This is a genomic window from Mycobacterium hackensackense, assembly GCF_025822555.1.
GTDB lineage: Bacteria > Actinomycetota > Actinomycetes > Mycobacteriales > Mycobacteriaceae > Mycobacterium > Mycobacterium fluoranthenivorans.
Genome location: NZ_JACKUC010000029.1, coordinates 955,481 through 974,711, shown reverse-complemented (window position 1 = coordinate 974,711; position 19,231 = coordinate 955,481). Strand labels below are relative to the sequence as shown.

16 protein-coding genes are annotated in these 19,231 nt (G+C 67.8%); 13 read left to right on the top strand and 3 right to left on the bottom strand.

What is annotated here, in order from left to right:
* The first annotated feature begins 14 nt into the window (after nucleotides 1–14).
* The 7 genes from H7J86_RS07730 (at nucleotide 15) to secA (ending at nucleotide 9,442) form a co-directional block, all read left to right on the top strand.
* Nucleotides 15–644, top strand: a complete 630-nt coding sequence (locus tag H7J86_RS07730) for a dTMP kinase (RefSeq protein ID WP_267290247.1) — start codon at nucleotides 15–17, stop codon at nucleotides 642–644.
* Nucleotides 645–696: 52 nt separating this feature from the next.
* Nucleotides 697–1,383 carry a two-component system response regulator MtrA gene (gene mtrA / locus H7J86_RS07725; RefSeq protein WP_090355772.1) on the top strand — a complete coding sequence of 229 codons (687 nt, stop codon included), beginning with the start codon at nucleotides 697–699 and terminating at the stop codon, nucleotides 1,381–1,383.
* Complete coding sequence (gene mtrB, locus H7J86_RS07720) at nucleotides 1,380–3,029, top strand: MtrAB system histidine kinase MtrB (protein WP_267290245.1); 1,650 nt, start codon at nucleotides 1,380–1,382, stop codon at nucleotides 3,027–3,029. Before mtrA ends, mtrB begins: the two co-directional genes overlap by 4 nt.
* Nucleotides 3,026–4,792, top strand: a complete 1,767-nt coding sequence (lpqB, locus tag H7J86_RS07715; RefSeq protein ID WP_187098623.1) for an MtrAB system accessory lipoprotein LpqB — start codon at nucleotides 3,026–3,028, stop codon at nucleotides 4,790–4,792. Before mtrB ends, lpqB begins: the two co-directional genes overlap by 4 nt.
* 75 nt (nucleotides 4,793–4,867) lie before the next feature.
* Nucleotides 4,868–5,497, top strand: coding sequence for a ComF family protein (locus H7J86_RS07710; RefSeq protein ID WP_090356259.1), 630 nt, complete (start codon nucleotides 4,868–4,870; stop codon nucleotides 5,495–5,497).
* A gap of 339 nt (nucleotides 5,498–5,836) precedes the next feature.
* Nucleotides 5,837–6,475 (top strand): ribosome hibernation-promoting factor, HPF/YfiA family, encoded by a 639-nt coding sequence (gene hpf, locus H7J86_RS07705; protein ID WP_170847178.1) that lies wholly within the window; start codon nucleotides 5,837–5,839, stop codon nucleotides 6,473–6,475.
* Nucleotides 6,476–6,628: 153 nt separating this feature from the next.
* Entirely contained in the window at nucleotides 6,629–9,442 is a 2,814-nt protein-coding gene (secA, locus tag H7J86_RS07700) for a preprotein translocase subunit SecA (RefSeq protein WP_090355762.1), read from the top strand.
* A gap of 14 nt (nucleotides 9,443–9,456) precedes the next feature.
* Here secA and H7J86_RS07695 read toward each other — a convergent pair whose 3' ends face one another.
* Nucleotides 9,457–9,924 (bottom strand): Rv3235 family protein, encoded by a 468-nt coding sequence (locus H7J86_RS07695; RefSeq protein WP_090355760.1) that lies wholly within the window; start codon nucleotides 9,922–9,924, stop codon nucleotides 9,457–9,459.
* A gap of 235 nt (nucleotides 9,925–10,159) precedes the next feature.
* Here H7J86_RS07695 and H7J86_RS07690 point away from each other — a divergent pair, with 235 nt between their 5' ends.
* From H7J86_RS07690 to H7J86_RS07675, 4 genes are all read left to right on the top strand, one after another.
* Nucleotides 10,160–11,569, top strand: a complete 1,410-nt coding sequence (locus tag H7J86_RS07690; RefSeq protein ID WP_187098625.1) for a WS/DGAT/MGAT family O-acyltransferase — start codon at nucleotides 10,160–10,162, stop codon at nucleotides 11,567–11,569.
* On the top strand, nucleotides 11,566–12,072 hold the full coding sequence (locus tag H7J86_RS07685; protein WP_267290243.1) for a DUF6912 family protein: 507 nt from the start codon (nucleotides 11,566–11,568) through the stop codon (nucleotides 12,070–12,072). Before H7J86_RS07690 ends, H7J86_RS07685 begins: the two co-directional genes overlap by 4 nt.
* 79 nt (nucleotides 12,073–12,151) lie before the next feature.
* Nucleotides 12,152–13,285: a ferredoxin reductase gene (locus H7J86_RS07680; RefSeq protein ID WP_267290241.1), complete on the top strand. Its 1,134-nt coding sequence runs from the start codon at nucleotides 12,152–12,154 to the stop codon at nucleotides 13,283–13,285.
* Nucleotides 13,286–13,356: 71 nt separating this feature from the next.
* Nucleotides 13,357–14,604: a fatty acid desaturase family protein gene (locus H7J86_RS07675; RefSeq protein WP_187098628.1), complete on the top strand. Its 1,248-nt coding sequence runs from the start codon at nucleotides 13,357–13,359 to the stop codon at nucleotides 14,602–14,604.
* 69 nt (nucleotides 14,605–14,673) lie between these two features.
* Here the strand turns inward: H7J86_RS07675 and rsgA are convergent, their stop codons facing one another.
* Nucleotides 14,674–15,660, bottom strand: coding sequence for a ribosome small subunit-dependent GTPase A (gene rsgA / locus H7J86_RS07670; RefSeq protein ID WP_090355747.1), 987 nt, complete (start codon nucleotides 15,658–15,660; stop codon nucleotides 14,674–14,676).
* Nucleotides 15,661–15,667: 7 nt separating this feature from the next.
* Nucleotides 15,668–16,972 (bottom strand): 3-phosphoshikimate 1-carboxyvinyltransferase, encoded by a 1,305-nt coding sequence (aroA, locus tag H7J86_RS07665; RefSeq protein WP_372517228.1) that lies wholly within the window; start codon nucleotides 16,970–16,972, stop codon nucleotides 15,668–15,670.
* A gap of 19 nt (nucleotides 16,973–16,991) precedes the next feature.
* Here aroA and H7J86_RS07660 point away from each other — a divergent pair, with 19 nt between their 5' ends.
* Together H7J86_RS07660 and H7J86_RS07655 are read left to right on the top strand one after the other, a co-directional pair.
* Nucleotides 16,992–17,750, top strand: coding sequence for an SOS response-associated peptidase (locus tag H7J86_RS07660; protein ID WP_170847176.1), 759 nt, complete (start codon nucleotides 16,992–16,994; stop codon nucleotides 17,748–17,750).
* Nucleotides 17,751–17,763: 13 nt separating this feature from the next.
* Nucleotides 17,764–19,230 (top strand): DUF7782 domain-containing protein, encoded by a 1,467-nt coding sequence (locus H7J86_RS07655; RefSeq protein WP_267290239.1) that lies wholly within the window; start codon nucleotides 17,764–17,766, stop codon nucleotides 19,228–19,230.
* Nucleotide 19,231 lies beyond the last annotated feature (1 nt).

Here is a 19,231-nt window from a genome sequence, read left to right as displayed (position 1 = left end):
GTTACGCTCGCCCCGTGCTCATCGTCATCGAAGGTCTGGACGGCGCCGGCAAGCGAACTCTGACCGAGGGCCTGCGGGCGGACTTCGAGGCCCGCGGGAAAACCGTCACCACGATGGCCTTCCCCCGGTACGGCGAATCGATCCACGCCGACCTGGCCGCCGAGGCGCTGCACGGCGGCCATGGCGACCTGGCCGACTCGGTGTACGCGATGGCGACGTTGTTCGCCCTCGACCGGGCCGGCGCCCGCGACGAGATCAACCGCCGCAAGGATTCTCACGATGTCGTCATCCTGGACCGCTACGTGGCGTCGAATGCCGCCTACAGCGCGGCCCGGCTGCATCAGCACGCCGACGGGGAGGTGGTGGCCTGGGTGCGTGACCTCGAATTCGGCCGGCTGAACCTGCCCGGCCCGGATTGGCAGGTGCTGCTCGACGTCCCCGTGGAGCTGGCCGAGCAGCGCGCGGTGTCCCGCGCGGCGCAGGAAGCCGACCGCGCCCGCGACGCCTACGAGCGTGACGGCGGACTGCAACGCCGGACCGGTGAGGTGTACCGCGCGCTGGCCGCTGCCGACTGGGCCGGCCGGTGGGCGGTGGCCGCCCCGGATATCCATCCGGGGCAACTGGCCGCGACCCTCCTCGCATAGGTCGAAACTGACGCGGTGTGGCACCGGCGGTTTGTCACGATTTGGTGACACGATGGGGCCCATGAGGCAACGGATCCTGGTCGTGGACGACGACCCCTCCCTGGCCGAGATGCTCACCATCGTGCTGCGTGGGGAGGGTTTCGACACCGCGGTCATCGGCGACGGCACCCAGGCCCTCACCGCGGTGCGCGAACTGCGCCCCGACCTCGTGCTGCTCGACCTGATGTTGCCCGGCATGAACGGAATCGACGTGTGCCGCGTGCTGCGCGCCGACTCCGGCGTGCCGATCGTCATGCTGACGGCCAAGACCGACACCGTGGACGTGGTGCTGGGCCTGGAGTCCGGCGCCGACGACTACGTGATGAAGCCGTTCAAACCCAAAGAGTTGGTGGCGCGCGTCCGGGCCCGGCTGCGCCGCAACGACGACGAGCCCGCCGAGCTGCTCTCCATCCACGACATCGACATCGATGTGCCCGCACACAAGGTGACCCGTGCGGGGGAACAGATCTCCCTCACGCCCCTGGAGTTCGACCTGCTGGTGGCGCTGGCACGCAAACCGCGGCAGGTGTTTACTCGTGATGTGCTGCTCGAACAGGTGTGGGGATACCGTCACCCAGCCGACACCCGTTTGGTGAACGTGCATGTCCAGCGGTTGCGGGCCAAGGTCGAGACCGACCCGGAGAACCCGCAGGTGGTGCTGACCGTTCGAGGAGTGGGATACAAGGCCGGACCGCCGTGATCTTCGGCTCGCGGCGTCGCGTCCGCAGCCGCTTCCGCGGCTCGGGCCCGATGGTGCGGGGTCTGGCCGCGCTCGGCCGGGCAGTCGGTTTCGCGTGGCGGCGATCCTTGCAGCTGCGAGTGGTCAGCCTGACGCTCGGGTTGTCGCTGGCGGTCATCCTGGTGCTCGGCTTCGTGCTCACCAGTCAGATCACCGACCGTATTCTCGAGGTCAAGGTCAGGGCCGCGACCGAGGAGATCGAACGGGCCCGCAACACCGTCAGTGGCATCGTCGGTGGCGAGGAGACCCGATCCCTCGACAGCAGCCTGCAACTCGCGCGCAACACCCTCATCGACCGCAAGGTCGACACCGGTGCGGGGCTGGCCGGTGCCTTCGACGCCGTTCTCGTGGTGCCCGGCGACGGACCCCGCGCCGCCACCGCGGCCGGACCGGTACAGCAGGTGCCCAAGGAATTACGCGATTTCGTCAAGGCCGGCCAGGTCAGCTACCAGTACGCCGGAGTGCACACCGACGGCTTCTCCGGTCCCGCGTTGATCGTCGGCAGCCCGACATCCTCACAGGTCACCAACCTGGAGCTCTACCTGATCTTTCCGCTGACCAACGAGGAATCGACCATCTCGCTGGTGCGCGGCACCATGGCCACCGGCGGCGTCGTGCTGCTCGGACTGCTCGCGGCGATCGCGCTGCTCGTGGCACGCCAGATCGTGCTGCCGGTGCGGTCGGCGTCGCGGATCGCCGAGCGGTTCGCCGAAGGCCATCTCACCGAACGCATGCCGGTGCGCGGCGAGGACGACATGGCGCGGCTGGCGGTGTCCTTCAACGATATGGCCGAGAGCCTCAGCAGGCAGATCACCCAGCTCGAAGAATTCGGAAACCTGCAGCGCCGCTTCACTTCTGACGTCAGTCACGAGCTGCGCACGCCGTTGACGACGGTGCGGATGGCGGCGGACCTGATCTATGACCACAGCGAGGACCTGGACCCGGCGCTGCGGCGTTCCACCGAGCTGATGGTCAACGAACTCGACCGCTTCGAGACCCTGCTCGCCGATCTGCTGGAGATCTCCCGCCACGATGCCGGCGTCGCCGAGCTGGCCGTGGAAGCGGTCGACCTGCAGTCGGTGGTGCAGAGCGCGCTGGACAACGTGGGGCACCTGTCCGCCGACGCAGGTATCGAACTGGACGTCGACATGCCGTTGGCCGGGGTGATCGCCGAGGTGGATCCCCGTCGGGTGGAACGCATTCTGCGCAACCTCATCGCCAACGCGATCGACCACGCCGAGCACAAGCCGGTGCAGATCCGGATGGCCGCCGACGAGGACACCGTCGCCGTGACCGTCCGCGACTTCGGCGTCGGTCTGCGCCCTGGTGAGGAGAAGTTGGTGTTCAGCCGGTTCTGGCGGTCGGACCCGTCCCGGGTGCGCCGATCCGGCGGCACGGGGCTGGGGTTGGCGATCAGCATCGAGGACGCCCGGCTGCACCAGGGTCGGCTGGAGGCCTGGGGCGAACCGGGTAAGGGTGCATGCTTCCGGCTCACCCTGCCGCTGGTGCGCGGTCACAAGGTGACCACCAGCCCGCTGCCGCTCAAACCCGTCGATCAGGCCGCACCCGCACGCCGGGAACGCGAACCGGCGGGGGAGGGCGTGTGAAGCGCCTGCCGGCCTTGACGTGGCTTGTGGTGCTGATCGTTTCGCTGGCCGGCTGCGCCGGCGTACCGAGTTCGTCGTCCCCACAGGCGATCGGCACCGTCGACCGGCCCGCCCCGCCGAGCCTGCCCACGCCCACCCCGGGCATGGACCCCGATGTGTTGTTGCGCGAATTCCTCAAGGCGACCGCCGATCCCGCCAACCGGCATCTGGCGGCCAGGCAGTTTCTCACCGAATCGGCCTCACGTGGCTGGGACGACGCCGGTAGTGCCCTGCTGATCGACCGGGTCGTGTTCGTGGAAACCCGTGGACCCGAACGGGTTTCGGTAAACATGCGGGCCGACATGCTGGGTTCGCTGTCCGACGTCGGGGTGTTCGAGACCGCGGAGGGCGCCTTGCCCGACCCGGGTTCGATCGAACTGGTGAAGACCCCGGGCGGCTGGCGCATCGACAAACTGCCCAACGGTGTCTTCCTGGACTGGCAGCAGTTCCAGCAGACCTATAAGCGCAGCACGCTGTATTTCTCCGACCCCACCGGCAAGACCGTCGTACCCGATCCGCGCTACGTCGCGGTCGCCGACGCCGACCAGTTGGCCACCGAACTCGTCACCAAACTGACCACCGGGCCGCGTCCGGAGATGGCGCGCACGGTGCGCAACCTGCTGGCCGCCCCGCTGCGCCTGCGCGGCCCGGTGACCAGGGCCGACGGTGGCAAGACGGGTGTCGGACGCGGCTACGGGGGCGCCCGCATCGACCTGGAGAATCTGCCGACGACGGATCCGCACACCCGTCAACTGCTTGCGGCGCAGATCATCTGGACGCTGTCCCGGGCCGGTATCAACGGACCGTACGTCATCAACGCCGACGGCGCCGCCCTCGACGACAGATTCGCCGACGGGTGGAACACCGCCGATGTGGCGGCCAGCGACCCCGGTGCTGCCGACGGTGCCGCGGCGGGCTTGCATGCGCTCATCGGTGGATCGATGGTCTCCCTGGACGGCCAGAACGCACCCCGGGTGCCCGGTTCGTTCGGGCAGATGCCGGGGCAGGTGTCGGCGGCGCTGTCGCGCAGCGGCCAGGAGGCGGCAACGGTGGTACTGCTGCGACCCGGCGCCCCCGACATGTCGTCATCGCTGTGGATCGGTCCGCTCGGCGGAGACACCGGCCAGGCCATCGACGGGCGCACGTTGACCAGGCCCACCTGGTCGCTCGACGACGCCATCTGGATCGTCGTCGACGGCAACAATGTGGTGCGCGTGCTCCAGGAGGCGGCCTCGGGGCAGCCCGCGCGCATCCCCGTCGACTCGACGGCCGTCGCGACCAAGTTCTCCGGGCCCATCTCCGAACTGCAACTCTCCCGCGACGGCACCCGCGCGGCCATGGTGATCAACGGCCAGGTGATCCTGGCGGGCGTCGAGCAGACTCCCGGTGGGCAGTACGCGCTGACCTACCCGCGCCGGCTGGGCTTCGGGCTCGGCGACACCGCGGTGTCGCTGTCCTGGCGCACCGGGGACGACATCGTCGTCACCCGCACCGATACGGCACACCCGGTGTCGTACGTCAATCTCGACGGGGTGAACTCCGACGGGCCGGCCCAGAACCTGTTGGCGCCGGTGACCACCGTCGCGGCCAATCCGTCGACGGTGTACGTCGCCGATCAGCGCGGGGTGCTGCAGCTGTCCGGGTCGGCCGCGGAGGACAACATGAGCTGGGCCGAGGTGCGGCCGCTCATGGTCGCCGGGGCGTTGCCGGTGCTCCCCGGCTGACTGCGTGACGGGCCGGCCCGTCACCACGTCTGTCCGGAACGGGATGTCAGACGCCACGGCCACACTGGGTCCGTGCTGCTTGATCTGGTGCTGCCGGTGGAGTGCGGAGGCTGTGGTACCCCGGGTGTGCGCTGGTGCCCGGCATGCGCCGCCGAACTGCGTACCAAGGCCGCCGACCCCCGCGTCGTGACACCGCGGCTGGACCCCGGGGTGCCGGTGTTATCGCTGGGCCGCTATGCCGCGGCACGCAGGCAGGCGATCGTCGCGGTCAAGGAACACGGCCGGGCCGATCTGGTGGAGCCGCTGGCAGGGGCGGTGCGCACCGGACTGACGCAGCTGCTCACCTGGGGCCTGCTGGAGACGCCGCTGACCGTGGTGCCCGCACCGACGCGCTGGACGGCGGCCCGTCGTCGCGGAGGCGACCCGGTCACCAGGGTGGCCGAGACTGCCGTCGCACCCCTGCCGGGCGTCACGGTCACCCGCGCGCTGCGGTTGACCGGCCTCGCGCGCGATTCGGTCGGCCTCTCCAGTGCGGACCGGCAACGGAATCTGGCGGGCCGTGTCCGCGTCCGCGCGTTGCCCGCAGTCCCCGTGATCCTGCTCGACGATGTGGTGACCACCGGCGCCACGGCATGTGCATCCGTCGACGCGCTGCAAACCTCCGGCGTGTCGGTGCACGCGGTGCTCGCCATCGCGAATGCGTGATGACCCGCGGCGACGATGTCTTCGATTGCCGTCAGATGAAGAACTCAAAACAGGTCTGCGAAATTGGTGGCACAGTCAGGTGAACACGGACTACGTTGGGGCCAACCACCCGTGAAGGTTTCACGGCGGCACCCCCTCACCGGGGCGCCCGTGCACCGAGCGGCTGCCAAGACGCGGTAGGAGGTGATCACTCGACACCTTGCGCCGGCGGGCGCCGCATATGCACTTTCCCGCCGACGCGTGTTCTGACAATCCGGGCACGCAATGCGCGTGCGACACCGCAGGAGAAACGAGTTGTCAAGTATGTCAACCCAATCCGTGCAAACCGATCGCACTACCATGGTCGTCGAAGACGAGGACCTCACGCCGGCCACCAACGCCGACGTTGTCGTCAAGGGCCGCAATGTCGAGGTTCCCGACCACTTCCGCCTCTACGTCTCCGAGAAGCTGGCGCGACTGGAGCGGTTCGACAAGACCATCTATCTTTTCGATGTCGAACTCGACCATGAGAAGAATCGGCGCCAGCGCAAAAATTGTCAGCATGTCGAGATCACCGCGCGCGGCCGAGGCCCCGTGGTACGCGGGGAAGCCTGCGCCGACAGTTTCTATGCGGCCCTGGAATCGGCGGTCTGCAAACTCGAGAACCGGCTACGTCGCAGCAAGGACCGGCGCAAGATTCACTACGGTGACAAGAGGCCCGTCTCTCTGCACGAAGCGACCGCGGTGATCCCAGAGCAGGACCTGCCCACCACCGCCCCCGAGTCGGTGCAGACCGAGATCGCGGTGGACGATCACGAACCCGGCCGGATTGTGCGTACCAAGGAGCACGAGGCCACGCCGATGACCGTCGATGACGCCCTCTACGAGATGGAACTCGTCGGGCACGACTTCTTCCTGTTCCACGACAAGGAATCCGACCGACCGAGCGTCGTCTACCGCAGACACGCCTACGACTATGGGCTGATCAGGCTGTCCTGACTCCCACGGAGCGAGATCCGAGCACGAGCCCCCGGCGCGCAGCCGGGGGCTCGTTGCGTCTTCGGGCCGTATCTCGCCGGGCCGCCGATTTCGTTCACCTACGATGGACCGCAGTTACCTGCTGTGATGTTCATCCACTGAAGAGGAAATAGCGTGCTGGATAAGTTGCTCCGTCTCGGTGAAGGCCGCATGGTCAAGCGCCTCAAAAAGGTCGCTGACTATGTGAACACCTTGTCCGACGACGTGGAGAAGCTGACCGACGCCGAACTTCGTGCCAAGACCGACGAGTTCCGCAAGCGCGTCGCCGACGGCGCAGAACTCGACGACCTGCTGCCCGAGGCGTTCGCGGTGGCCCGCGAGGCCGCCTGGCGTGTGCTGGGCCAGCGCCACTTCGACGTCCAGATCATGGGTGGCGCCGCGCTGCACTTCGGCAACGTCGCCGAGATGAAGACCGGTGAGGGCAAAACCCTGACCGGTGTGCTGCCGGCCTACCTCAACGCACTGTCCGGCAAGGGCGTGCACATCGTCACCGTCAACGACTACCTGGCCAAACGCGATAGCGAGCAGATGGGTCGTGTGCACCGCTTCCTGGGGCTTGACGTCGGCGTCATCCTGTCGGGGCTGACCCCCGATGAGCGCCGCGCCGCCTACGCGGCCGACATCACCTACGGCACCAACAACGAGTTCGGGTTCGACTACCTGCGCGACAACATGGCGCACTCGGTGCCCGAGATGGTGCAGCGCGGCCATAACTTCGCCGTCGTCGACGAGGTCGACTCGATCCTCATCGACGAGGCCCGTACCCCGCTGATCATCTCCGGTCCGGCCGACGGCGCCTCGCACTGGTATTCCGAGTTCGCCCGGCTGGCCCCGCTGATGAAGAAGGACGTCCACTACGAGGTGGACCTGAAGAAGCGCACCATCGGCGTGCATGAGATCGGTGTCGAGTTCGTCGAGGATCAGCTCGGCATCGACAACCTGTACGAAGCCGCCAACTCGCCGCTGGTCAGCTACCTGAACAATTCGCTGAAGGCCAAGGAACTCTTCGAGCGCGACAAGGAGTACATCGTCCGCAACGGTGAGGTGCTCATCGTGGACGAGTTCACCGGCCGCGTGCTGATCGGCCGCCGCTACAACGAGGGCATGCACCAGGCCATCGAGGCCAAGGAGCACGTCGAGATCAAGGCCGAGAACCAAACGCTGGCCACCATCACGCTGCAGAACTACTTCCGGCTCTACGACAAGCTCTCCGGTATGACCGGTACCGCCCAGACCGAGGCCGCCGAGCTGCACGAGATCTACGGCCTCGGTGTGGTGGCCATCCCGACAAACCGGCCGATGATCCGCGTCGACGCCTCCGACCTCATCTACAAGACCGAAGAGGCCAAGTACATCGCCGTCGTCGACGATGTCGTCGAACGTTATGAGAAGGGGCAGCCGGTCCTGATCGGCACCACCTCGGTGGAACGCTCGGAGTACCTGTCGCGGCAGTTCACCAAGCGCAAGGTCCCGCACAACGTGCTCAACGCGAAGTACCACGAGCAGGAGGCGAACATCATCGCCGAGGCCGGGCGGCGTGGAGCCATCACGGTGGCCACCAACATGGCCGGCCGCGGTACCGACATCGTGCTGGGCGGCAACGTCGAGTTCCTCGCCGACAAGCGGCTCAAAGATATGGGCCTCGACCCGGTCGAGACGCCGGAGGAGTACGACGCCGCCTGGGAGTCGACCGTCAAGGCGATCAAGAGCGAAGCCAAGGCCGAGGCCGAGGAAGTGATCGCGGTCGGCGGTCTCTACGTGCTGGGTACCGAGCGTCATGAGTCACGACGTATCGACAATCAGCTGCGTGGTCGCTCCGGCCGTCAGGGTGACCCGGGTGAATCGCGGTTCTACCTGTCGCTGGGTGATGAGCTCATGCGGCGGTTCAACGGTGCCACGCTGGAGACCCTGCTGACGCGACTGAACCTGCCCGAGGACGTCCCCATCGAGGCCAAGATGGTGACCCGCGCGATCAAGAGCGCACAGACCCAGGTCGAGCAGCAGAACTTCGAGGTCCGCAAGAACGTCCTCAAGTACGACGAGGTGATGAACCAGCAGCGCAAGGTCATCTACGAAGAGCGCCGGATGATCCTCGAGGGGGAGAACCTGCAGAAGCAGGCCCACGACATGCTGGTCGACGTGGTCACCGCCTATGTCGACGGTGCCACCGCCGAGGGTTACTCGGAGGACTGGGATCTGGAGAAACTGTGGGAGGCGCTCAAGACGCTGTACCCGGTGGGTATCGATCATCACGATCTCCTCGATTCGGGAGCAGTCGGAGAGCCCGGTGAGCTGACCCGCGACGAACTGCTCGGCGCCTTGGTCGAGGACGCCGAGCGGGCGTACGCCGAGCGCGAGAAGCAGATCGATGCGATCGGTGGCGAGGGCGCGATGCGTCAGCTGGAACGCAATGTGCTGCTCAACGTGATCGACCGCAAGTGGCGCGAGCATCTCTACGAGATGGACTACCTCAAGGAGGGCATCGGCCTGCGCGCGATGGCCCAGCGTGACCCGCTGGTCGAGTACCAGCGCGAGGGTTACGACATGTTCGTCGCGATGCTCGACGGTCTCAAGGAGGAGTCGGTCGGGTTCCTGTTCAACGTCGCCGTCGAGGCCGCACCGCCGGCGCCCGCCCCCGCGGCGCAGCCCATGTCGCAGGGCCTGGCCGAATTCGCGGCGGCTGCGGCCCAGCAGGCGCAGGGTCAAGTGGCCACCAAGCAGCGCCCATCGGGCTTGCACGCCAAGGGGATCGACGACGGAGCAGACGGTTCGTCGCGGCTCACCTATTCCGGGCCGTCCGAGGACGGTTCGGCGGAGGTGCAGCGGCCCGCCGGTGGGCGGCACGCAGCGACGGAACCGGGCACCCGCAAGGAGCGTCGCGAGGCGGCCCGTCAGCAGGCGCGCGACGCCAAGGCCCGCGGCCGCTGAGCCGCTGAGCGGCGCTAACCCACCTGCAGGGCCACCACCTGCCAGCGGTCGCACACCAGCTCGATGCGTGCCGCAATGGCCCGCACCCGGGCGCCCCGGGTGTAGCTGGCGAACACCTCGGCCGCGCTGACCTCGTTGTCGGCGCAGTCGGAGGCCCGGCGCAAGCCCACCCGGCGCAGCACTGCAGTGCCGCCCGGTTGGGGTGTGCGTGCCAGTGCGGCAGTGGCGTCGACGAGGCCCGGAGCCAGCACACCCCGCAACTGCGAGGCCGGACGCCTGCGATCGATCACCTCAAGGACGCGGCGCAGGGCAAGATCGGCGAAGGTGCCGGCCGCCGGTGGCGGCAGGGGAGTTCCGGCGCCCGGCGGCGGCGCGTCGGCCCGGGTAACGGGCCGTAGATGCGCTGCGGACCGCCTGCGCAGTACCGGTGGCGGGCAGGCGACGGGCCCTAGTGCCGGCGGCTCGCAATCGATGATCGGCATCGCCACGCACGGGGTGGTCGGCTCTGTGGCTACATGCGGAAGGGTCGTCACAGTGTCTCTCCAAGACAAATCCAGCTGAACGGCACGGACAGGGCGCTGCTGGAGAGGCACAGGCATATTGATGATCGCACGGTTCCGAAGGTGTCCCATGCACCCGTGATGCGGTGCGGAGCCGATGCCGACTAAGTTGACGGTCATTCGTGCTTGATCCGGCGAGGGGAGGGGCCACACCGCGATGGTGACCAGGCTGTCGGCATCCGATGCGGCCTTCTACCACCGGGAGAACACCGCCACCCCGATGTACGTGGGGTCGTTGTCGATCGTGCGCAAACCGCGTGCCGGGCTGAGTTACGAATCGGTGTTGGAGACGGTGGAGCGGCGTTTGCCGCAGATTCCGCGCTATCGACAGAAGGTCCGCGAGGTCAGTTACGGACTGGGCCGGCCGGTGTGGGTCGACGACCGCGAGTTCGACATCACCTATCACATCCGGCGTTCGGCACTCCCGTCGCCGGGCAGCGACGCGCAACTGCACGACCTGATCGCCCGGCTGGGTTCGCGGCCCTTGGACAAGACCCGTCCGCTGTGGGAGATGTACGTCGTCGAGGGGTTGACCCAGAACCGGATCGCGATCTACACCAAATCGCATCAGGCGCTGGTGAACGGGATGTCGGCGCTCGAGATCGGTCACGTGATCGCCGATCGCACCCCGAAAGCGCCGGAATTCGGCGAGGACATCTGGATCCCGGGCCGGGAGCCGAGTGATACCTGGCTGCTGCTGGGTGCGCTCGGCGAATGGATCACCCGCCCCACGGCCCAGCTGGCGTCGTTGCGCTCGACGGTGACCGAGGTGGCCACCAGTGCAAGCGCGCTCGTCGACGTCGGGCGCCGGGTGGCCGATGTGGCGCGCACGGTCGCCAGGGGCACCGCGCCCAGTAGCCCGCTCAACACCACGGTGTCGCGCAATCGGCGTTTCACGGTGGCGGGCCATCGGCTGGAGGATTACCGGTTGCTGCGCGCGCGGTACGACTGCGATGTCAACGATGTGGTGCTCGCGGTGGTCGCGGGTGCCCTGCGCAACTGGTTGTTGTCCCGCGGCGAGCCGGTCACGGCCACCTCGAGCGTGCGCGCGATGGCACCGAACTCCGTGTATCCCGATGCCGAGATCGATTCGACCGGGCCGGGGCAGGCGATCAGCGAAGTGTCCCCGTTCCTGGTGGACCTGCCGATCGGGGAGGGCAACGCGGTGGTCCGGCTGTCGCAGATCGCGCACGCCACCGAGTCGCATTCGACCGCGGCCAGCCTGGTCGACGCGCGCACCATCGTGACGCTGTCCGGCTTCGCGCCGCCCACCCTGCACGCGATGGGTATCCGGGTCGCGACCAGTTTCTCCGCACGGCAGTTCAACCTGCTGATCACGAACGTGCCGGGTGCGCAGAAGCAGATGTACATCGCCGGCACCAAGCTCGTCGAGACCTACGCGGTGCCGCCGCTGCTGAACAATCAGGTGTTGGCCATCGGGGTGACGTCGTACAACGGCATGCTGTACTTCGGGATCAACGCCGACCGCGACGCGATGAGCGACGTGGACGTGTTCCCCACCCTGTTGAGAGAGTCCCTGGACGAGTTGTTGGAGGCCGCCCGTTGATGCGCGTGTATGTGCCGGCCACGTTGGCGATGTTGCAACAGTTGGTCGCCGATCGGATGATCCACGCCCGCAGCGGCACGGCTTTCGCGGTCACCCCGACGCTGCGTGAGGCGTACGCCCACGGTGACGACGAGGAGTTGGCCGAGGTGGCCCTGGGCGAGGCGGCGCTGGCTTCGCTGAGATTGCTCGCCGGCGGCACCGGCGACCTGCCGCCGCGTCGGGTGGTGCTCGTCGCGGACGCCCCAGACGCCTCAGCCGTCACGTTCCGTCCGGACTTGGATGATGCGGTGGTGCGGCTGGCCGGTCCGATCGGCTACGACGACGTCGTCGCCGCGTACGTCGACAATGCCGCGGCCGAGGCGGCGGTGGTGGCAGCGGTGGAGGTCATCGACGCGGCAGACCTGGGCGATGAGGATGCCGAACTCACGGTCGGGGATGCCCAGGACCACGATCTGGCCTGGTACGCCCCCCAGGAGCTGCCGTTCCTGCTCGACCTGCTGTGACATTGTCGACGTAGTATTCGGCAATAAGTTACCGGCTGGTACTAGATACGGAAGCGTAAGTTACGGTACCGTAGGTTGCGTGGCCAAGAACACTGTCAAGACCTCGGCCAATGTGGCTGACACGGTCCGTCCCGCGGTTCCCGGGGCGCCCCATTGGAAGACGTTGCGCGCCATCGCCGGCCGGATCACCACGCCGCTGTTGCCCGATGACTATCTGAAGCTGGCGAATCCGCTGTGGTCGGCCCGCGAATTGCGGGGCCGGGTGGTCGAGGTGCGTCGGGAGACGCCGGACTCGGCGACGTTGGTGATCAAACCCGGATGGGGATTCACCTTCGACTACGAGCCCGGTCAGTACGTCGGCATCGGACTGCTGATGGACGGGCGGTGGCGGTGGCGGTCCTACTCCCTGACCTCGGCGCCGGTGCCGGGCCGGGGCAAGCGGACCATCAGCATCACCGTGAAGGCGATGCCCGAGGGGTTTCTGTCCACCCACCTGGTGGACGGCGTCACGCCGGGCACCATCGTTCGACTCGCCGCGCCGCAGGGCAATTTCGTGATGCCCGACCCGGCGCCGGCCCAGGTGCTCTTCCTCACCGCGGGCTCCGGTATCACCCCGGTGATATCGATGCTGCGGACGCTGGCCCGCCACGGCCAGGTCACCGATATCGTGCACGTGCATTCGGCTCCGACCGAATCCGATGTGCTGTTCGCCGCCGAACTGGCCGAACTGCAGCGCGCGCACCCGAGCTACCGGCTGATCGTGCGGACCACCCGCACCCAGGGGCGGCTCGACCTGCTGCGGCTGGCCGATGTGGTGCCCGACTGGCGTGATCGTCAGGTGTGGGCGTGTGGCCCTGAGGGCATGCTCAACGACGCCGAGCGCATCTGGACCGCGGCCGGTGTGGGGGAGCGACTGCATCTTGAGCGGTTCGCGGTGACGCGGGCCGCTCCCCACGGCACCGGCGGGAAGATCACTTTCGAACGCAGCGGCAAAACCGTGCAAGCCGATGCGGCGACGTCGGTGATGGAGGCCGGCGAGGAGGTCGGTATCCGGATGCCGTTCGGCTGCCGGATGGGAATCTGCCAGTCCTGTGTCGTCGGGCTTGTCGAGGGCCATGTCCGGGACTTGCGGACAGGTGTGGAGCACGAGCCGGGAACCCGGGTGCAGACTTGTGTCTCGGCGGCATCCGGCGACTGCGTCGTCGACGTATAACTGTTAACCAAGAGCTAACCTACGGTAGCGTAGGTTACGCTAGAGTAGGAATTGCAAAGGAGGGTTGACCAGTGGCTATTACCGACGTACCTGCGTTCGCGCATCTGACTGACGCCGATATCGAAAGCCTTGCCGTCGAACTCGACGCGATCCGACAGGACATCGAGGACTCTCGCGGTGAGCGCGACTCGCGCTACATCCGCCGTACCATCGCCGCGCAGCGCGCCCTCGAGGTGTCCGCCCGGATCGTGCTGGCGGCCAGTTCGCGACGGTCGGCCTGGTGGGCCGGCACGACTGCACTCGGCGTGGCCAAGATCATCGAGAACATGGAGATCGGCCACAACGTCCTGCACGGTCAGTGGGATTGGATGAACGACCCCGAGATCCACTCCTCGTCGTGGGAGTGGGACATGAACGGTGCATCCAAGCACTGGCGGTTCACGCACAACTTCATGCATCACAAGTACACGAACATCCTCGGCATGGACGACGACGTGGGCTACGGCCTGCTGCGCGTCACCCGCGACCAGCGCTGGAAGCCGTTCAACGCCTTCAATCTGCTCTACAACACGGTGCTGGCGATGCTGTTCGAGTGGGGCATCGGGCTACAGCACCTGGAACTGGGCAAGATCGCCAAGGGCCGCGACGACCGCAAGGCGACCATGGTGCGCCTGCGTGAGGTCGGGGTGAAGATCGGGCACCAGCTGTTCAAGGACTATGTCGCCTTCCCGGCGCTGACCTCGCTGTCGCCCGCCGCGACCTTCAAGTCGACGGCGAAAGCCAACTTCTGGGCCAACGTGATTCGCAATGTGTGGGCCAACGCGGTGATCTTCTGCGGTCACTTCCCGGACGGGGCAGAGAAGTTCACCAAGACCGACATGATCGGGGAGACCCGCGGCGAGTGGTATCTGCGGCAGATGCTCGGCAGCGCCAACTTCAAGAACGGTCCGGTGCTGCGCTTCATGAGCGGCAACCTGTGCCACCAGATTGAGCATCACCTGTATCCGGATCTGCCCAGCAACCGGCTCTACGAGGTGTCCCTCCGGGTGCAGGCGGTGTGTGACAAGTACGACTTGCCTTACACCACGGGATCGTTTCTGGTGCAGTACGCCAAGACGTGGCGCACCATCGCGAAACTGTCGTTGCCGAACAAGTATCTGCGCGACACCGCGGACAATGCGCCGGAGACCCGCAGTGAGCGGATGTTCACGGAGCTGGAAGGTTTCGGGGTCGAGGATCCCGTCACCGGAAGGCGACGCGGACTCAAGACCGCCATCGCGACGGTTCGGGGCTGGCGTCAGGACAGGCGCGCCGCGTAGGACACGAGCACACGCAGACCCCGCTTCCCGGCAACGGAAGGCGGGGTTTGTGTTGTGCGCGAAAGATGTTCAGTAGGCGGGCTCATTGAGCGTCGCCAGCAGCCGCCGCGCCGCGGCCACCCGTGCGGCGGCGGGACCGGTCAACTCGTCGAGCGCGCACTCCGGATCGGCAGGCGGCCCCATGTGCCCGCACCCGCGCGGACAGTCCTGCACCGCCTCGGCCAGATCGGAGAAGGCCTGCACCACGTCATCGGGCGCGATATGGGCCAGGCCGAACGAGCGGATACCCGGGGTGTCGATCACCCAGCCGGATCCGCGCAGCGGTAGCGCGATCGACTGCGTCGAGGTGTGCCGGCCCTTGCCGACACCGGTCACCGACCCGGTGGCCCGGTCCGCATCGGGCACAAGACGATTCACCAGAGTCGACTTGCCGACCCCGGAATGTCCCAGCAACACGGTCACGTGACCTTGCAGCATGGGCGCCACCACATCGAGCGGATCCTCGCGCCCGGCCGTCAACACGATCAGGTCGAGATCGACGAACTGCGCCGCGAAGGGCTCCGGCGGCGCAAGATCCGATTTGGTGAGGCACAGGATCGGCGTCAGTCCGCCCGCGTACGCGGCGATCAGGGCCCGTTCCACGAAGCCGGTCCGTGGCGGCGGATCGGCCAGTGCCACCACGATGAGCAGCTGATCGGCGTTGGCAACCACCACGCGTTCGGTGGGATCGGTGTCATCGGCGGTGCGGCGCAACACCGTTCGCCGGTCCTTGCGGCGAACGATCCGGGCCAGCGTGTCCGTGCGCCCGGACAGGTCGCCGACGATGTCCACCTCGTCGCCGACGACGATCGGGGTGCGGCCCAGCTCTCGGGCCCGCATCGCGGTCACGTGCCGGTCCGGGTCACCGTCCAGGGCGCACCCCCACCGGCCGCGGTCGACGGTGACGACCATCGCTTCGGCGGCGTCGGCATGGTCGGGACGGTTCTTGGTGCGCGGCCGGGAGCCCTTGCCCGGGCGCACCCGGACATCGGACTCGTCGTAGTCGGCCGCTCTCACGATCCGGCTATCCCTGATCGTCCAGCAGCATGTCGGTCCACATCCCGGGAAAGTCCGGCAGCGTCTTGGCGGTGGTCCCGATGTCCTCCACCGTCACGTCGGGTACGCGCAACCCGATGATCGCCCCGGCGGTGGCCATCCGGTGGTCGGCATAGGAATGCCAGGTTCCGCCGTGCAGCGCGGTGGCGGTGATCACCAAACCGTCCGGCGTTTCGACGCAGTCACCACCCAGGCCGTTGATCTCGGCGCTCAAGGCGGCCAGCCGGTCGGTCTCGTGTCCGCGCAGGTGGGCGATCCCGCGCAGCGTGGACACCGAACCGGGGCGGGCCAGAGCGGCCAGCGCAGCCATGGACGGGGCGAGTTCGCCGACATCGTGCAGGTCGACGTCGATACCGTCATAGGACGATGCGCCCTGCACCTCGAGATACGAATCCTTTTGCACCGCTTCCACACCCAGGAGTGCAAGCAAGCCCAGAATGACCTCCGCGGGCTGGATGCTGACGGCCGGCCAGCGATTGATCCGCACCGTCCCGCCGGTGACGGCCGCAGCGGCCAGGAAGGGCACCGAGTTGGACAGGTCGGGCTCGATGTCCCAGTGCCGCGCGGCGATCGGGCCGGGCTCGACCCGCCAGCGGTTGCGCTGCGAATCGTCCACGGTCACACCGGCGTCGCGCAGCATGGACACCGTCATGTCGATATGCGGAGCCGACGGCACCGACTCGCCGGTGTGCACCACGGTGAGGCCGTCGCGGAAGGTGGCGCCCGCCAGCAGCAGACCCGACACGAACTGCGACGACCCGGAGGCGTCGATGTGCACCTCGCCGCCGTCGGCCCCGCCCTGCCCACGCACGTCGAACGGCAGTCCGTCGCCGTCGATCCGCACCCCGACGCCACGCAACCCGTCCAGCAGCGGGGCAATGGGCCGGGCACGGGCCTGCTCGTCCCCGTCGAAGGTGACGGTCTGGGTGCTCAGCGCGGCCACCGCGGGAACGAACCGCAACACCGTGCCGGCCAGTCCGCAGTCGATCCGGGTGCCCGGCGCGGGGGCGATGGTCCCGCTGATCGTCAGCTCGGTGTCGCCGAGGATGGTCAGGCCCAGCGCCTGCAGCGCGCCGATCATCAGGTCGGTGTCCCGGCTGCGCAGCGCGCCGCTCACGGTCGAGGTGCGCCGCTCTTCCCCGTCGCTTCGCTCACCCCGGCACGTCGCCAGCGCGGCCAGGATCAGCGCCCGGTTGGTCAGCGACTTGGACCCCGGCACGGTCACGGTGGCGTTCACGGGTTCCGATGTCGACGGTGCCGGCCAGTCAGTCACGACCTCTATCCTGCCTGGTATGTGTGGGCGATTTGCGGTGACCACCGACCCGGCGCTGCTGGCCGAGAAAATCAAGGCTCTCGACGAGACGGCTGAGACCGCCAAAGATGCTGGTCCCAATTACAACGTGGCGCCCACCACGACCGTGAGCACGGTGGTCAAACGGCATGACCAACCCGACGACGAGTCCACCCGGCGCCTCCGGTCGATGCGGTGGGGACTGGTCCCACCCTGGGCGAAATCCAATGCCGACGGCAGCCCCGACACCAAGGGGCCGCTGCTGATCAATGCCCGCGCCGAGACGCTCACGACCTCGCCCGCGTTTCGCGGGTCGGCGAAAAGCAAGCGCTGTCTGGTGCCGATGGACGGCTGGTACGAGTGGAAACCCAATCCCGCGGCGGACGGCAAGAAGGCAACCAAGACACCGTTCTACATGTACGCCGGTGACGGTGAACCGCTGTTCATGGCGGGGTTGTGGTCCACCTGGCGGCCGAAAGACGCGGCGAAGGACAGCACCCCGCTGCTGAGCTGCACCATCATCACCACCGACGCGGCCGCCCAGTTGTCCGATATCCACGATCGGATGCCCCTGACCATCAGCGAGGCCGACTGGGACCGCTGGCTGGACCCCGACGCGCCCATCGACGAGGGACTGCTGCGCGGGCACGGGGATCTGGACCGCATCGAGATCCGCGAGGTGTCTCGGCTGGTGAACAGTGTCCGCAACAACGGCCCTGAGCTCATCGAGGCCGCCGAACCCGAACCCGGCCTCTTTTGAGAAAGGCGGCCCTGTGACCCCCGACCTGGTCGATGCTCTCGGTGCAGACCTGCGCGCGGCCGGCTACACCGTCGACGGCGTCGCCGACCTGCTGGGCGCCGACGCGCACGCCGCGCTCGGCAAGGGCGTGTGGTGGCCCGCATTGCGTGCCTGCGATGCGGCCGGTGGGCCGCTGGCCACATTGGTGCGGCTGTTCCTGCTCGGTGCGCAGGAGACCCCTGAGCGGGTCGCGGCGGCGTTCCCCAGCGCTGGACTGGCGAGGCTGACGGCCGAGGGGGTCCTGCAGGACACCGGCGACACCGTCCGCGCGATCCTCGACATCCGGCCCCATTCCGACGGGGCTCGCGACTTTCTCGTGGTGTCCGATCAGGATGCCGCCGTGCGCAGCGGGCCCGTCCAGCCCGACCACGTACTCGGTATCGGCGGCGCCTCGATGTCCCTGGCCCGTGCCGTGGTGCGCACACCCGCGCGACGTGCACTCGATCTCGGTACCGGCTGCGGCATCCAGGCCCTGCACCTGGATGCGCACTGCGCGGAGATCGTGGCGACCGATACCAATGAGCGGGCGTTGACGCTGGCCGCGGCCACTGCGCGTCTCAACGGCATGTCGTGGGATCTGCGGCGCGGCAGCCTGTTCGAGCCGGTTTCGGGGGAGCGGTTCGACCTGATCGTGTCGAACCCGCCGTTCGTGGTCGGCGTCGGGTCTCAGGACTATATCTACCGCGACTCCGGCATGGCCGGAGATGCGTTGTGCCGCACCATTGTCGAACAGATCGGCGACCATCTGAACCCCGGCGGTACCGCCCTCGTCATGGCCAATTGGATTGTCCAGGGCGAGGATTGGCGTCCGCGCGTGCAGGGTTGGCTGGCCGGCGCCGGACTGCATGCCTGGGTGGTGCAGCGCGAACTGGCCGACCCGGTCAGCTATGTCTCGCTGTGGTTGGCCGATGCCGGTGAGGAACCCGAGCAGGCCGCGGCGCGGGGTGGCGCGTGGCTGGACTGGTTCGCCGAACAGGGCGTCACCGGTATCGGCATGGGGCTGATCTCCTTGCGCGCGCCCCGTCCCGGGGAAGCGGCGGAACAGACGTATGAGGAGATTCTCGACGAGCCGGTCACGGGAGCCGAAGTCGACGCCTTCTTCGCGCGCCGCGCCTACTTGCGCGACACCATCGATGCGGACCTGCTGGCGGCGAGATTGTCGACGGCGCCGGTGATTCTGGAGGAGCGGTCGCTGCCCGGGCCCGACGGCTGGCAGCAGGTCAGTGCGGCGGTGCGCAGGCCCGGCGGGCCGGCCGCGGTGATCGGCGTCGACGACGTGTTGCGGGCCCTGCTGGCCGGATGCCGCGGTGAGGTGCCACTGGGCACGTTGCTGCAACTGCTGGCCACCCACCACGGTGTCGATGCCGACGCGCTGACCGAAGCCGCGCTGCCCGAGATCCGCGAGGCCATCGGCCGCGGAATCCTCTACCAGGCAGGCTGAG

What these genes read in the sequence shown, in the direction of transcription:
- mtrA (WP_090355772.1), top strand. Translation starts at nt 697, where the DNA reads ATGGGGCCCATGAGGCAACGGATCCTGGTCGTGGACGACGACCCCTCC.
- hpf (WP_170847178.1), top strand. Translation starts at nt 5,837, where the DNA reads ATGGTCGTCGAAGACGAGGACCTCACGCCGGCCACCAACGCCGACGTT.
- H7J86_RS07695 (WP_090355760.1), bottom strand. Translation starts at nt 9,924, where the DNA reads ATGCCGATCATCGATTGCGAGCCGCCGGCACTAGGGCCCGTCGCCTGC.
- H7J86_RS07690 (WP_187098625.1), top strand. Translation starts at nt 10,160, where the DNA reads ATGGTGACCAGGCTGTCGGCATCCGATGCGGCCTTCTACCACCGGGAG.
- H7J86_RS07660 (WP_170847176.1), top strand. Translation starts at nt 16,992, where the DNA reads ATGTGTGGGCGATTTGCGGTGACCACCGACCCGGCGCTGCTGGCCGAG.